Source organism: Bacillus sp. FJAT-45066 (assembly GCF_002335755.1).
GTDB lineage: Bacteria > Bacillota > Bacilli > Bacillales > Bacillaceae_I > Bacillus_CD > Bacillus_CD alkalisoli.
The window spans coordinates 2603886-2619080 of record NZ_NISQ01000001.1; the positions used below are offsets into that span (position 1 = coordinate 2603886).

Genomic DNA, 15195 nt, shown 5'->3' on the forward strand with positions numbered 1-15195 from the left:
ACATTACTTAATACCTGAATGTGCCATTGTGTTCATTACCTTACTTTGTAAGAAAATGAAAATAACTAAGTTCGGAATAAACATGATTAACGATGCCGCAGCTGACATCCCTTGACCTGCTACAGAGTTACCAGTATCTGACGCTAATGTTGACATAAAGAAGGCAAATGTCTTTAAGTTTTCATCATTAACGTATAGGACAGATGTTTCTGCGTTATTCCAAACCATTTGGAATGAAAGAATCGCAATGGTCGCAATCGCAGGTTTTACTAAAGGTACGATAATGGTGGCGAATATACGGAAATCGGAAGCGCCATCCATTTGAGCTGCCTCTATTAATTCATTTGGTATTTGATCAATAAATTGCTTCACTAAGAAGAGGCCTACTGGCATTGCAAGTAAAGGAAAAATGTGAACAAAAAATGTATCAAGTAAGCCAACCTCTTCAATTAATAAATAACGTGGTATCCCTACTGCAGCTGGCACAAACATTAAAGCAAGTGTATTTATTTCAAAGATTGTCTTCTTTAATTTAAATCTTTTTTTAGAAAGAACATAACCTGCCATCGTACTAATTAAAACTGTAAGGAAAACTACTACTGAAGTTACTACAATACTATTAAACAAGTATCTAGATATCGGAACACCTGTTGCATTTGTAAGTGAAAACAAATCAGCAAAGTTTTGCATTGTCGGTTTTTCTGCAAAAAACCTTGGTGGATAAGCAAATAACTCATCTAAAGGTTTAAATGCGTGAGATATGATAAAGATTATTGGTAAAACCATAAATATCGCTAAAGGAATAAGAAAAAGATAAAATTTCAATTGACTTCGATGATATTTATCTGGATTTAACTTCGTCCCATGAAATGAAGACATACTCAGCTCCTCCTAATAAAGAAATTGGATGACATATAGATAATGGATTAGTCTTTTTCTGAAAATAACTTACTGGCAATTTTCGCAAAAAAGTAAATAAATAGTAATAACAATACAGAAATTGCCGCAGCATATCCCATTTCATAACGAATAAAACCAAAGTCTTCTAAATGGTTAACCATAAGTTGTCCGGAATATTGCGGAGTAGGGTTCGCTCCTGATAATTCAACCCCGATTGCTCCAGCTTGGAATGTTCCAACAATTGCCATTACGGCGCCGAAGAACATTTGCGGTTTCATCGAGGGAATCGTGATATAGATGATTTCCTGGAATCGATTACTTATTCCATCGATATAACCAGCCTCAAATACTTCCTTGTTAATATTTAAGACTCCAGATAGCATCGCTAAAAATCCAACACCCATGCTTCCCCATAAAGTTACCACAATCATAATTGTCATAAGATGTTCTGGTGATTGAAGGAATTGAATAGGTTCATAGATCATACCCATTCTAATTAAAAGGTTATTTAAGTATCCAAATTCGTCACCACTAAAAATGATTTTCCACACCACTCCCATGGCAACACCAGCTGTCATGGAAGGGGAGAAAATTATTAAGGCAAGAATGGTTCTTGGTAGCTTTGGAATTTGTGCCAGTGTCCAAGCTAGGATAAAGGCAAGAATGTATCCTCCTGGTCCTACTATAAATGCAAATATCAATGTATTAGGTAGTACGTATTGCATAAAGATATGGTCTTGCGTTAATAAATTGACATAGTTTAAAAATCCTACAAACGTTGGCATTTGGATTGCGTTAAAGTACGTAAACGATAATGCAATGGCCACTACTACTGGGATAATAATAAACGTAAAAAACAGAATCATATAAGGGGCCAGAAATATGGATGTACTTAAATGCTGATTATTTTTCATTATCTGTTCCTAGCCACCTTTCCACTTTCTCAATCGTTGGAATCGTATATGGTTTGACCACTTTCCCATTTTCCATATAACCAAATTCCTCTAACTTACGTCTCATTTCTCGATCAATCGTAATTACAGAGTCATCCACTGCGGAGCGAATATTTTCTCCATCGAAGACAACCTTGTTCCATACATTACTTATTTCACGTTCTACCATATAAGAGTACGGTGTTTTCGGTACTTCTCTTAAATGTTCCCATTGTTCTAATATCGTAGCTTTAAACTCGTCTGGCCAAGGTAATCTGTTAAATGCATGTAAATTCGCTGTGTTCCACATATACTCTGGACCGTAAAGTGTTTGTAAGCTTCTTGCATACTCAACTTGAGTCTCTGTAGACATCCACCACTTCAATACTTCCCAAGCTTCTTCTTTTAAGTCACCTTCAAAAATCATAGAAGCTTGAGCGGAACCAGTCGCCCATCTAGCTACTGAGCCGTCTTCCTGTTTTACTCCAGGGTGAAGGGAAATATCCCACCAACCAGAAATTTCAGGCGCTGCTGCTGTTAGCTGAACATACTCCGAAAATGTTCCAATACCAATTGGCAATGTGGAATATCTAAAGTGATTATAGAAGTTCGGAACTTGTAATGGTGTACTATAAATCGTATTTAACTCTGTCATGAATTGTATTCCACGTAACGCTTCTTCACTGTCAATCAAAGTGCCAATTCCATCTTCTTTGTATAAATCTCCACCAAATTGATAAATATATGGTGCTGTTGTTTGGAATGGTTTGAAGGCTACTGCACCAGCTATTGGTGTATAGTAGTTCAGTCCGTAGCGTTGAAGCTCTGGTAGAATACTAACAACGTCATCCCACGTATCTGGAACAGGTATATTTAAAGAATCTAAAATATCTTTTCGGTAAAACTGGACGAAGAAATCCTGTGTTTCTGGAAGAGCATATACCGAATCTTCTACGATTAGCGGTAAGAAAGCTCCAGGTGAAAACTGCTGTCCTACAGTTGCAAACTCATCAAACTGCCTTAAATCAACAGCTGCTCCACGAATTGCTAATTCATAAGGTAGCCAGTTACTTATACCTAATGCTAAGTCAGGCTGGCTATTCGCAGCACTTGCAAGAATAAGTTTATTTTCACTAGGCATTAATGAAAGTTTTACTTTAATTCCTGTCTCTGGCGTGAATTTTTGATCTAACATATGTTGAAGAAGGTCTACGAATTGCCTTGGACGGTTCACCCAAACTTCTACTGTTCCTTCTTCTACATTAGAAACTGCCATGTTATCTTGCGTGAAAGAATAGTAGAAATTCACGATAGAATCTTTCGCTCTAGCAAAAAAGCTTGCATTCGCTTTAGGTAACTCTTCTTCCCCATGTACATATATACGATCTAATAAAAGTGGCTGCTTTTGTAAGTCAATCATTAGATTTCCTAATAATTGTGCAGCTGAATTAGACCCTTCAGAAAGTTCCGACAGTCGGAACGGAATTTCATCTGGTTTATTTGCCAAAGCTTTTAGCTTGTCCACACTTATTCTTAATGAAACACTCTCTGTAGATTCCTTACCTCCACTAATTTCATTTAAATAAGTTCTTTCTTGTTCTAAAAGGTCTGCCCATTCTAATAATGATTCTTCAATTCCCGGAATGTATTCACTAATATTCCAATCTCTATTTTGATCGAGCTGATTACCAGTTAACTTTCGAATGGAAAGTGATAGTTGTTCGATACCTTTCATGATGTCTTCTACTGTAAAAATAACTCTTCCAAAAGGAGAAGCATCTGCCTTTAACGTAAGTGTGTTCGTCCCCTTATTCAAATAGAATTTATAAGGTTCGCCAGATTCATCACTAAACGTTTCGTTGTACCATTTTTTGCTGTTATCAAATCGATACTGTTCTACCTCTTGGAAAGGAATAGTTCCGTTCACAAGAAGAGTTCGGAATACGGGTGCTCCCGTTTGTTTATTTTGAAATGCTTTAAAAGAAAGATGATAATACCCCTCTTCTTCTGCATTAATTTCCCAAGTCACTGTATCCCCTGAAACACTCCAAGATTCACCACCAAATGAGTTTAGGAGAGATCGTTTCGTATCGTATGGATATACGGAGATACTATTTACTGCAAAAGGTCGTATATAAGAACTGTTTTTCTTTAAAGGATGTTCCGCCTCTATTGTGTAAAGTGTAGACACAACATCTTGATTTGATTCACCAATATATTCTTGATAAGTTGGTACTTGCTTTAGTGAAGTGATATAAGCATTTCCTACTAACATTTCACCTTTAAGATTCGATAAGGAAATTGTATTTTTCCCTGCTTCTAAATAAAACTTAAGCGGTCGTGCATGAAAATGTTTAGCATCTGTCGCTTTCATTTGATACCAGCGTTCAATAGGTTTTTGGTTTGGTACTATTTCATTGTTATAACGATCAAGTTCAAATTTATTTACTTCATTTTCCCAATCAACAGGAAAAACAATACGTCTACTTTCAAAATATGGAAATTCCCCATTTACTTTAATTGCACCTTCTATTGGCATAATTAAATCACCAAGCGGATAATAATCGAATCCGATTTCATATAACCCAGATTGATTGACTTCCACTTCAAAACTTACGGTTTGTTCATTATCCCAATAGACTACACTATCATTGTAGCCATAGCTTTTTGCTGCTTGTACTAGCTGAAGTTCATCTGTATTTTCAAATGAAATAGGAGAGATAGCACGCTCAAAAAGAGCAGTGCTACCTAGATTATTATTCTCCCATTCGTTGAGGACAAGACGATAATGAGGCTCTATTAATTGTTCGGTCGATTGCTCGATTAGATCCCCAGTCTCAGCATGAATAGTTGTATGTGGCATCAATAAAAGTAAAAGTAACGACCCTAATAAAGCCTTATATTTCATGTCTGTACCTCCCTCAACTTTCATAAAACACTAATTTAGTGCGTCAGCACCTTCTTGTAACTTTTGGTTCGCTAAATCGTTTAATTGAGAAATGTAATCTTCAATTTTCACTTCTCCTCTTACACTTGCATCAATTAACTGCCCGATACTTGCATTTGGAATTTCTGCATTTAACTGCACACCTGTTGGTGCATTCCAACGTGCATCAATATAACCAGGTACAATTTTCGGTAAGTTAGCAACACCGTTATCGATGTAATTGTAAGCTTCTAAAATCCCAGGTACATCTAATCTTGAAAAGAATTCATCTAATACTTCTTGGTCTGTAGAAATTGGTAAGTTGTTTATTTTCTCTCCATTTGCATCTGCAACTGCTAAACGCTTCATGAATCCTTCTTTACCATAAGTCATGTATTTCGTGAAAAGGTAAGCTTCTTCCGCATGCTTTGTAGATTTAGAAATTCCCATGAAGTCATTTACTACTACCGTTCTTCCACCAGGGATACCAACAAAGTCCCAGTTAAAGTCAGATTGCTCAGCCATCCAACCGATTGACCAACTTCCATCGAAGAAGAAACCAACATTACCTTGATTCCATACTTCTGTTGCATTTTCACCATTGAAGTTTGCTTTTTGGGTATCTGATAACCCTTCATCCCATACATAGTTGTTAGAAACGATACTATTCGCAAAGTTAATTCCACGAATAAATTCATTGCTGTTTAAGTTAACTTGACCATCGTTGAATGTGTAAATTCCCATGTTATCATTTGCAGCAGCTGGATACCATTCAATAATGGAGAATGGTTGGTTTAAACCAATAACCCCATTAGAAATATCAGTAACACTACGAATTGCATCAGAAAACTCATCAATGGACATTCCGTATTCTGGAGCATCTAGGTTTTGTCTATCGTAAAGATCTTTGTTCACATAGTAGCCTAAGAAATGCTGTCCAGATGGAAGCGCGATTACTTTATCATCATGGTATAATACATCTTTAACGGATTCAGAGATACTATCAAAATCAGCGTCACCCGCAACGATTTCACTTAAGTCATATAACCACTCGTTTTGGATTGCTACAGGAATATCTGCTATTTCAAATACATCTGGAAGATTTCCAGCACTTGCAGCAGTTGCTAAAGAGTCATTCCAAGGATCTGCGATTGATTCATCAATTTCAATTTTGATATGTGGATAATCTTCCATAAAAGCTTGAATCATTTGTCTTTCTAAGTTGTTATCTTCTTCCGTACCAAATCTCCAGCTTGCAACTTTAAGCGTTACTTCTTCCTTACTGTCTGTTACGTTGTCGTTTTTATTTTTGTCTGTTGTGGAATTATCTGTATTGTTTGATGAACATCCCACAATAAACGCAGTTAGAAATAAAACTGTGATTAATAAAGTTAACTTTTTCATCTGAAAATCCCCTTTTCATTTAATATTTATTATTAACCTACTGGCTAACAATTGAGTCAAAGGCCAAGTTGTTCAAAAGTTTCAACTAGATTTTGAGTAAGAAGAGTACGTGAACTTCACCCAAATAATCAATTGAATCGTTTCAATAGAAGGCCGTAAAAAACATCACTTACTAAAAATCGAATGGTTCCTCATATTTTAAGTAACGTGATGCATTTTAGTCTGGCTAGAAAATGTAGTAAACGCTTACGTTCGCAATTTCAAAGTATTATAATACTTTAACTTGACGAACGTTGTACGAATTCGATTGGTACTTCTGGTAAATCAGAATCATATTGCTTGTCCAACATTTCAAATAATGTTTTGGCTGCAATTTCTCCCCATAGTTTCTTTTGAATACGAACCGTTGATAGAGGAGGGTTAGCATATTGGGCCAGCGCGATATCATCAAAACCTACAATTGCTACATCATTTGGTACATGGAAGCCATTTTGCTGTAAAGCCTTAATGGCACCTATTGCCATCTCATCATTTGCACTAACAAATGCTGTCGGCATATCATCTTTATTTTCTTCGATATGTTTCTCCATTGCTAACAGACCGCTAATTTCTGTAAAGTCTGCTCGAATAAGATCTTGTTCATGGAAAGATAACTGTTTAGCTGTTAACGATTCTTTAAATCCTTCTAAACGTTTTTCTCCATCATACGAATTTGTATGTCCACCAATGAAACCAATTCTTTTATGCCCTTTTTCTACAAGGTGATTAACAGCTAAAGCCATCCCAGCCTTGTTTTGTAGGATTACATTATGAATGAATTTGTTTTCAATTTCGCGATCTAATGTTACGATAGGTAATTTCTCGCTGGCAAGATTGTCGATTAGTTGGTCATCTAAATGGAAATTCAAAATAATTGCCCCATCCACATAGCTCTCAACTAGCAATCTATGTTTTTGGTTTGATGCAGAAACAACCATTTCGTATCCATTTTTTATAACTACATCCTGAACACCTTCTAAAATTTCGTTGAAAAATGGACCGGTAAAACCACTTAAGAAAAATCCGATGATTTCACTTTTATTTTTCTTGAGGTTTTTAGCATTAGCGTTCGGACGGTATCCAATCTTTTGTGCAGCTTGGAGAACTCTTTCTCTCGTTTCTTTTGTAATTAATGTACTTCCATTAATTGCGTAAGATGCGGTGGATACACTAACATTTGCTTCTCTTGCGACATCTTTTAAAGTAGGCAATTTTCCTTCATTCCTTTAAGCTTAAGTAGAATTAGAAGTTGATCGTAATCCCCCTTGGATTATTTTTTTCTAAATTTGAAACGTTTCAATATCTAAATTATAATCCAATTTGAAAACGATTACAATATACTAATTTTAAAAAAACAACAAATTTCACAGTTAATTTCTACAATTTTCGCAAAACATTTTTTAGCTTTATTTTTAAAACTCTACAACACATCGAAATCCCCACCGTTCAATTTACCACTATATTACCATATTAAATTAATGATGATGGTTGTATATAGTCCCACTTTGATTAAGCCCCTATAACGATTTTTCTTTTATGAATACAAAAAAGTGTATGTTCCACTTGCAAATATTAGAAAAAACAGCCCAGTCCTACTTTGATAGTTCACTGGGCTTTATGGTTACTATTAATAAAATTTTTACTTTTTATTACCTGAATCAATTTCATAATTACGGTTCGTTTAGTGAAAAACGAACTAAACTTCACTCTAACTTAAGAAACGTTCGCCTATTATTGTACTCTTATGCATGACGCTGTAGAATAATTCGTTTTTCGTATAGTTATGATACATTATAAAACGGACTCACCTTTCCATTCTTCCTGCTTTATTACTCTACCTTCCTCAGATGACAAACGTGCCATTTCTATAATCTTTGTCATTTTAAGGGCTTCTCCTAATGAAACGACAGGTTCTCTTTTGGATAACCCTTCTGCTAGCAAGGAAAAAAATTGGTCATATCCTCCAAGCTGTATACTAAAATCTTGTGTATCTTCTATATGTAACGTTCCGACTTCTCTCATTCTCTCTTCATAAAAGGTACCATCTATTAGTTGAGGCTCCTGCATGTCTAAGCCACACTTCACAAAGCTACCTTTTGTTCCGTGCAATTCAAATCGAGGATAGTTGGAATTAATAAATGAATTAGAGCGTAAATATACTCGCTTTTCTCCGTAGTGGAGCACAATAAAAAAGCCATCATCTGTTTGTCCGTTCTCTCGTTGTGTCATTACTTCTGCATAAACAGCGTCTGGCTCTCCGAATAAAACAAGTGCTTGGTCTAGTAAGTGCGAACCTAAATCGTACAGTATACCTGAACCTGGTCCAGCTTGTTCTCTCCAACGATTTCGAACATGTGGGCGGAATCGATCAAATCGGGATTCTAGTACTTTCCAGTCTCCTAACGTACCTTCTTGAAGAAGTTTTTGTAAGGTTAAAAAGTCGCCATCCCAGCGACGATTTTGGTGAACAGACACAACAGATTCGCTTTTTTCAGCAAGCTGAATTAACTCTTCACCTTCTTCCACCGTTAAGAATGCTGGCTTTTCTACAAGAATATCTTTTCCTGCACGTATGCACTGTTTCATCATGTCAACGTGCATATTTGAAGGTGTCGTAATAATATATAACGTGGCATCGCTTTGTGTAAGAGCCTCATCTAACGTGGCGTATACAGGTACAGAACTCACATCACCGTATTCTTTTGATGCACCTGACCTAGAGACAACTCCAGCCACTTCGAATTTTTCAGAATGAACTAAATGTGGCAAATGAAACACTTTTGCAGCAAAGCCAAAACCTACTATAATAGTTTTTATCATATGAGAACAACTCCTTTTTTAGTTGGTTAGTTACCAGTTGTTAGGTTATAGTCTAACAGCTAATCACTATAAAGATAAATAGGGACGGGGTTCACTTCTCATTTTCGTAGTGTAAAAAAATGGGAAACGAACCCCGCACCTGATTCACTGCGCTATTTTTAAGTAAAATAATAGCGTAAGTGTACTAAAAACTGTATTATAGGAAATAATATAAATAAAAACATATGTAAAGGTGGATTAGTTTTATGAAGAAGAAAAAGCCTTATGACTTACCTTTACTTCCCGTTCATTTTAATGCAGAAACAGAACTGCAGTTTTATAAGTTAGTTGTTCAAGCCTCTTCTAAACTAGAAAGTTTAAAACAGAAACTTAGATACTCTGTTGTAAATGAGTCTTTTATTCAATTACTTACTTTGCACGAATCTGTTCAGTCTACTAGAATCGAAGGAACTCAAGTAACTTTTAGTGAAATGCTTGAAGATAAACTAGAGGAACAACAAGACTGGGAAAGAATTGAAGTTAGAAATTACCAGAATGCACTTAAGCTAGGACTCGAGATTATTCAGAATGGTTATCCTCTCACTGAACGTTTAATAAGAGATATACACAAACTCTTAATGAATAATGCTAGAGGAGCGACTGGGGCTGCAGGTGAATATAGAAAGATACAAAACTTTATTGGCCCTACAAAAGATATAAAAGACGCTTCTTATATCCCACCAGAACCACAATTAATGGCAGAGTATATGTCAAACTTAGAGCGTTATATTAACGGGCATCCATACGAAGTTCAAGTTGATTCGTTACATCCATTAATTAAAGCGGCAATAATCCATGCTCAGTTTGAATCCATACACCCTTTTCTTGATGGAAATGGACGTTTAGGGCGAATCTTAATTGTTCTATACCTTCTTCAAACAGAGCTTATTGATTCTCCATTTTTCTTTATTAGTGAAGAATTAGAAAGAGAAAAATTTAAATATTATACAATGTTAAATGGAGTAAGAGGGATTGGCAAAAAAGAGCCTGATTGGAAAAGTTGGATTGTATTTTTCTTAAACGCCACCATTCGTATGGCTGAACATCAATATAATAAATTGGATAAGGCTGAGAGATTATACAACGAAGGTTTAGCTACGCTAGACCAGCCTTCTACTAAAAAGGTGTGGCGTGCCATGTTTATTTATCCCATAGCTACTGTACATCAGATTGAACAAATAACAGACCTAGCACCACCTACCATAAGAAAAAGTCTAGCTCAACTTGTTCAATTAAATATGGTTTTCGGAGACGATAGAAAACGCAACAGAAGGTTTTATCAATATGATTTGATTAGTATAATGACCGACTAAGGGAAAACAGGGACGGGGTTCATTTCACATTTTCGTAGTTTAAGAAAATGTGAAGAAAACCCCGTCCTTGTTTTACATTTCATATAGTTCTAGAGGCAGTCCGTCTGGGTCTGCAAAGAAGGTGAATTTTTTACCGCTTAATTCATCCACTCGGATAGGTTCTATATCTAATCCTTTTCCTATTAGCACCTTTACGATTTCTTCTATATCTTTTACTATAAATGCTAAGTGACGTAATCCTTGTGCCTCCGGATAACTCGGACGCGCTGGTGAGTTCGGAAAGGAAAACAACTCGATTTGCACACCACCGGGAACTTGCAAATCTAGTTTATAAGAATCCCGTTCTTTTCTATACGTTTCTTCTATAATAGGAAACTGCAACATTTCTGTGTAGAAGCGCTTGGAAATTTCATAATTAGAGCAAATTATTGCTACATGGTGGACTCCTTCTATAAACATTTCGTCTTCCCTCCTTCTTCTAAATGCTGAATCTTTTCCTCTTTGGTCTTTATTATATTAAAACTCATTTAGTACAAATTATTCTACGGTAGTTATACTGGAAATAAAAGTGGATGTGGATGATTTTACTAACTTTACAGAATTGAGTGGCATACTTTTAGATAAACTTCGTCAATGAGAAATGTGAATGGGGAAATGTTCACATTATTGAACTATACTGTGAACATTTACCCCTGCTTTGGTTTAGGTATTAAGAAAGAAACCTTAGTATAGCTGATAAACTTAATAATTCGCCGATAACTTATTATTTTCGCCGATTAAAAATTTTTGTCGCTGATTGGATGTTAGTTTTCGCCGGTTAATCCCCTATTTTCGCCGATAGAATCAAGTCTTTCGCCGATTAACCTGAGATTTTCGCCGATAAACCCGAAATGCTTCATCAACAAACCTAAAAAAGCACCAACTTTTGCAGAATACTTCCATTGAAAACTCCAAAAAATAAATTTTTTTGGGGTAAACTTTCATTTTGAATTTTTTTGTTCCGATATTGGATCCCCTTTCCGATTTCTCATGACTACAATTGGAAAAATTGCACAGTATATATTTATATATAGTGCTAGGAATGGAGCTTGTGGATGTGATTAAATTCGGTATTGTTTTCTTATTGATATATGTTGCACTCGTTTTTTATATTGGTTGGAGTGGTTGGGGTTGGATGAAGTCTTGGGTGAAAGATGAAATTTCATGGAAAGTTAAACTCCTTTATATTGTCACACTTACATTCGTTTCTACATCGTTTATATTAGGGAGATTTTTTCAAAATACATTACTACATATTGTTGGCTCATTATGGATGGCGTTTTTTTACTTATTGCTTGTCCTTTTGCCTTTAGTACATATTAGCGTTTGGTTGCTTACGTTTACTCGACTTTCCAGAAGGCATCTTGATAGATGGTCGAGTATAGTAACGATTGGTTTGACTTTTTCTTTAGTTGGCTTAGGGTTATACAATGCGTATTCTCCAATCGTTCAAACATATGAAGTTCATATAGAAAAAAACACTCCTACAACTGAACGTCTTCAAATAGTGATGGCGTCGGATATGCATTTTGGCGTTCTTTCCAATAGAAGACATGCAGCTCGGATGGTGAAAGAAATAAACGCATTGAATCCTGATCTTGTCGTTTTTCCTGGCGATATTGTAGACGATGATATTGATCCGTTTGTAATCCAAGGAATTCACGAAGTGCTAGCACAGATTAATGCGCCACTTGGCGTTTACATCTCTCTCGGAAATCACGATAAGCATAGTGGTCCGATAGAAGATTTAATCGTCGCTTTAGAAAGAGGAAATGTCAAAGTATTATATGACGAAGCTGTTATGGTGATGGAAGATATTATTTTAATAGGGCGACGTGACCGAACGAACAGAGGTAGGCAGGATATAGCATCTCTGACTAAGGATATTCCATTAGATAAAACCGCTATTTTACTAGAACATCAACCTTATGATTTAGATGTTGCACAAGAAAATGGCATTGACCTTATCCTTTCTGGCCATACCCACCTAGGTCAAATCTTCCCCGGAAGCTTGATCACTAGACGAATCTATGAAAATGATTGGGGCTATATGAAGAAAGATTCGCTCCATTCTATTGTTTCCATGGGGTATGGATTTTGGGGTCCACCAATTCGATTAGGAACTCGGTCGGAAATAGTCCAAATAATCGTTACTATAGGGGGGTGAAACGGGGACGAGGTTCGGTTTCTCACTTTTATCGTGAAAAAGGCGGCTTTTTGGACGCGGAGTTATTTCTAAAGCTAATCATGCTGAAAATGTGAAATCAAACCCCGTCCCCATTTTGCACAGATTGACCACTGCTCCTGTTTGCTTTAGAATTATCCTTGCAAATCAAATCTAGTAAACACGAGCGTGATGCATGGTGAAAAGACATTTCTTCTTTCTTAAATCTAACTATATCTACCTAGCAATTACTTCCATAATTGGCTGTGCGCTTTTTTTACAGCAAGTTATTATTCCGTTTACTCCACTTTCTATAAACGGGGTTTTATTTGTTCTCCTTTCCATTTCCATCTTACTTTTAAATAGATTCAGAGTTGTTTTACCTCTTGTTGGTAATGGTTTCTCTATGGATACTTCGATATATTTGGCAACGATTTATTTATTTGGATTAGAAAATACTTTATGGTTACTTTTCATAAGCGCTTTCCTCATTTATTTGCTTGAACGAGTTTCCGAGTGGTGGAAGCAAGTATTTAACTTTTCTATTTATGCAATCATGATCTTTATTTCTTACCAATTTTTTATTTGGCTAGGGGGAGAGGTTGGAGCACTTTCTCTTGAATACTTACATGCTTATATTTTTGCTATCACCATCTATTTTTTCATAAATACTTTGTTAATCGCTTTATATTTTGCACTAGCTACGCAAGACAATGTTCTTCTAATCATGAAGAGTATTGCCAAGGATTCTGTTACTCACTATTTGAGTACCGTATTGCTAGCATTAATATTAACGATATTACTAGGGGTTTATCCCGTTTTTGGCCTTATAATTTTTACTTTGACGATCATTTTCATATCGATTAGTTTTAATAACTATTTCCAACTGTATGAGCAAACGAAGAAAGACAAAATATACAGAGAACAAATTTTAAATTCTTTACCAGTCGGAATTATTACCGCCGATAACCTTACTAACAAATATTCCTTAAACACCGCTGCTTCCAAATTAATAAAGATAGATCCTCTTGAAATCAAGTACTGGCAAAAGAAACGGCAAGAAAACGAACAATTTTGGAACATTCTTTTTTCTAAAGAAATATGCAAAAACCAAAAGGTTACGTTCAAAACAGAGAATGACAACCACCTTCTTCTCGTCTCGCAATCAGAGTTGCGCGACCAGCATGATAGCCTTATTGGGACAATTTTTCACTTTATCGATATTACGGAAACGGAAGAGTTACAAAATCGGATTCATCATTCAGAAAAGTTGGCATTACTTGGGGAACTTGCTGCCGGTGCTGCTCACGAAATAAGAAACCCTCTTACTGTAATTTATGGCTTTCTTACACTTATGAAACAGTCATTCACCAAAGAGGTGAGCAATAAATTTCAAGTACCCCTTTTATTGAAAGAGTTTGAGCGAATTAATACGATTGTGGAAGAAATGTTGATGATTGCTAAACCTGGTGCACCGATTGTAAAAGAAGCGACGGTGAGAGAAGTACTAGCTGATATGCCGAGTGTGATTGGAGATAGTCCGGAGTTAAGATTGGATTTACAATTAGATGAAACTCCGTTATTACTAGATACGAAGCAAATGAAACAAGTCTTTTATAATCTATTGAGAAATAGTAAAGAAGCCATGAATGGAAAAGGCACGATCTCTATTCACTCCAAAAAAGAGAGCCATTCATACCAACTGTTTATTTCAGACACTGGCAGTGGTATTGAGGGGTATATGAAGAAAACACTTTTCGATCCATTTTCTACTTCAAAAGAATCTGGAACTGGACTAGGTCTAACGATTGTTCAACGGATTATAGAGAATCATAATGGGAAGATAGAAGTTCATACCACTTCTAAACACGGCACAACATTTTTAATTACATTTCCACTTCCGTAAAAGTTGAAAGAGCCTTCCAATGGACAGGCTCTTTTTGCATTCTTCTTAATCTTGATAGCTAGATAAGTCTTGTTGAACGGATTGAAGCGATTGGATTGCTTGTTCAATTTTGTTTTTGTTTTCTGGCTTTTCCGCACAGCTTAATGCTTGTTGTAAACTACCCATTGTACTTTGAACAGACGACATACTTTGATTCACGTAATCTTGTGCATTTTGATTTTGCATTATGTAAAACCTCCTTTTCACAATTTCACCTTAGTTTTTGCACCAACGTGGAAAAATATGCATGTGAAATGGGGACGGGGTTCGTTTCACATTTAAACTAGGTTTCGAATGGGAGGTGAGCGAAAGAAGTGTGAGGATTGATTTGTTGTAAATTAATATGGTTTGGAGGAGGGGGGTGAATTGAAACACAAGACTTGCGGATTGAAACAGTAAAGTGCGTGATTGAAACACAACATGTATAAATTGAAACACAAATGTAAGGATTAACGTTTCCACATTAAAATTGAAACACAAGGCTTGTGGATTGAAACAGAAAGGCGTGAAATTGAAACACAACGCCAATAAATTGAAACACAATTCAATTGCATTGCGGGATGAAAATATATTTCATTCAACCTTAACCATAAAGAACAGAAAAAGACCTAATTACGTGAAAGTTCCTCTTTTCCACGAAACTCGGTCTTTATTTTATCCCACTATTCTAAACC

Annotated in this window: 11 protein-coding genes; 3 read left to right on the plus strand and 8 right to left on the minus strand. The window is 35.9% G+C overall.

Annotated features, from left to right (window positions below; genetic code table 11):
• Nucleotides 1-3 precede the first annotated feature (3 nt).
• The 6 genes from CDZ92_RS13185 to CDZ92_RS13210 form a co-directional block, all read right to left on the minus strand.
• Nucleotides 4-879: a carbohydrate ABC transporter permease gene (locus CDZ92_RS13185; RefSeq protein ID WP_096155662.1), complete on the minus strand. Its 876-nt coding sequence runs from the start codon at nucleotides 877-879 to the stop codon at nucleotides 4-6.
• 47 nt (nucleotides 880-926) lie between these two features.
• Complete coding sequence (locus CDZ92_RS13190) at nucleotides 927-1814, minus strand: carbohydrate ABC transporter permease (RefSeq protein ID WP_096155663.1); 888 nt, start codon at nucleotides 1812-1814, stop codon at nucleotides 927-929.
• The gene (locus CDZ92_RS13195; RefSeq protein WP_096155664.1) at nucleotides 1804-4740 is read right to left on the minus strand and encodes an extracellular solute-binding protein; all 2937 of its coding nucleotides are present in this window, start codon (nucleotides 4738-4740) and stop codon (nucleotides 1804-1806) included. Before CDZ92_RS13195 ends, CDZ92_RS13190 begins: the two co-directional genes overlap by 11 nt.
• A gap of 30 nt (nucleotides 4741-4770) precedes the next feature.
• Nucleotides 4771-6162 (minus strand): ABC transporter substrate-binding protein, encoded by a 1392-nt coding sequence (locus CDZ92_RS13200; RefSeq protein ID WP_096155665.1) that lies wholly within the window; start codon nucleotides 6160-6162, stop codon nucleotides 4771-4773.
• 278 nt (nucleotides 6163-6440) lie between these two features.
• The gene (locus CDZ92_RS13205; protein WP_096155666.1) at nucleotides 6441-7412 is read right to left on the minus strand and encodes a LacI family DNA-binding transcriptional regulator; all 972 of its coding nucleotides are present in this window, start codon (nucleotides 7410-7412) and stop codon (nucleotides 6441-6443) included.
• A 580-nt stretch (nucleotides 7413-7992) separates the two neighbouring features.
• Entirely contained in the window at nucleotides 7993-9021 is a 1029-nt protein-coding gene (locus CDZ92_RS13210; RefSeq protein WP_096155667.1) for a Gfo/Idh/MocA family oxidoreductase, read from the minus strand.
• Between the two features lie 245 nt (nucleotides 9022-9266).
• Here CDZ92_RS13210 and CDZ92_RS13215 point away from each other — a divergent pair, with 245 nt between their 5' ends.
• A complete protein-coding gene (locus CDZ92_RS13215) occupies nucleotides 9267-10373 on the plus strand; it encodes a Fic family protein (RefSeq protein WP_096155668.1) in 1107 nt (368 codons plus the stop codon).
• A 72-nt stretch (nucleotides 10374-10445) separates the two neighbouring features.
• Here the strand turns inward: CDZ92_RS13215 and gloA2 are convergent, their stop codons facing one another.
• Entirely contained in the window at nucleotides 10446-10832 is a 387-nt protein-coding gene (gloA2, locus tag CDZ92_RS13220) for an SMU1112c/YaeR family gloxylase I-like metalloprotein (protein WP_096155669.1), read from the minus strand.
• A gap of 631 nt (nucleotides 10833-11463) precedes the next feature.
• Here gloA2 and CDZ92_RS13225 point away from each other — a divergent pair.
• Together CDZ92_RS13225 and CDZ92_RS13230 are read left to right on the plus strand one after the other, a co-directional pair.
• On the plus strand, nucleotides 11464-12579 hold the full coding sequence (locus CDZ92_RS13225) for a metallophosphoesterase (protein WP_255249821.1): 1116 nt from the start codon (nucleotides 11464-11466) through the stop codon (nucleotides 12577-12579).
• 193 nt (nucleotides 12580-12772) lie between these two features.
• Entirely contained in the window at nucleotides 12773-14482 is a 1710-nt protein-coding gene (locus tag CDZ92_RS13230) for a two-component system sensor histidine kinase NtrB (protein WP_096155671.1), read from the plus strand.
• A 45-nt stretch (nucleotides 14483-14527) separates the two neighbouring features.
• On the opposite strand, the gene CDZ92_RS13235 is transcribed toward CDZ92_RS13230, so the two are convergent.
• The gene (locus tag CDZ92_RS13235) at nucleotides 14528-14707 is read right to left on the minus strand and encodes a hypothetical protein (RefSeq protein WP_096155672.1); all 180 of its coding nucleotides are present in this window, start codon (nucleotides 14705-14707) and stop codon (nucleotides 14528-14530) included.
• Nucleotides 14708-15195 lie beyond the last annotated feature (488 nt).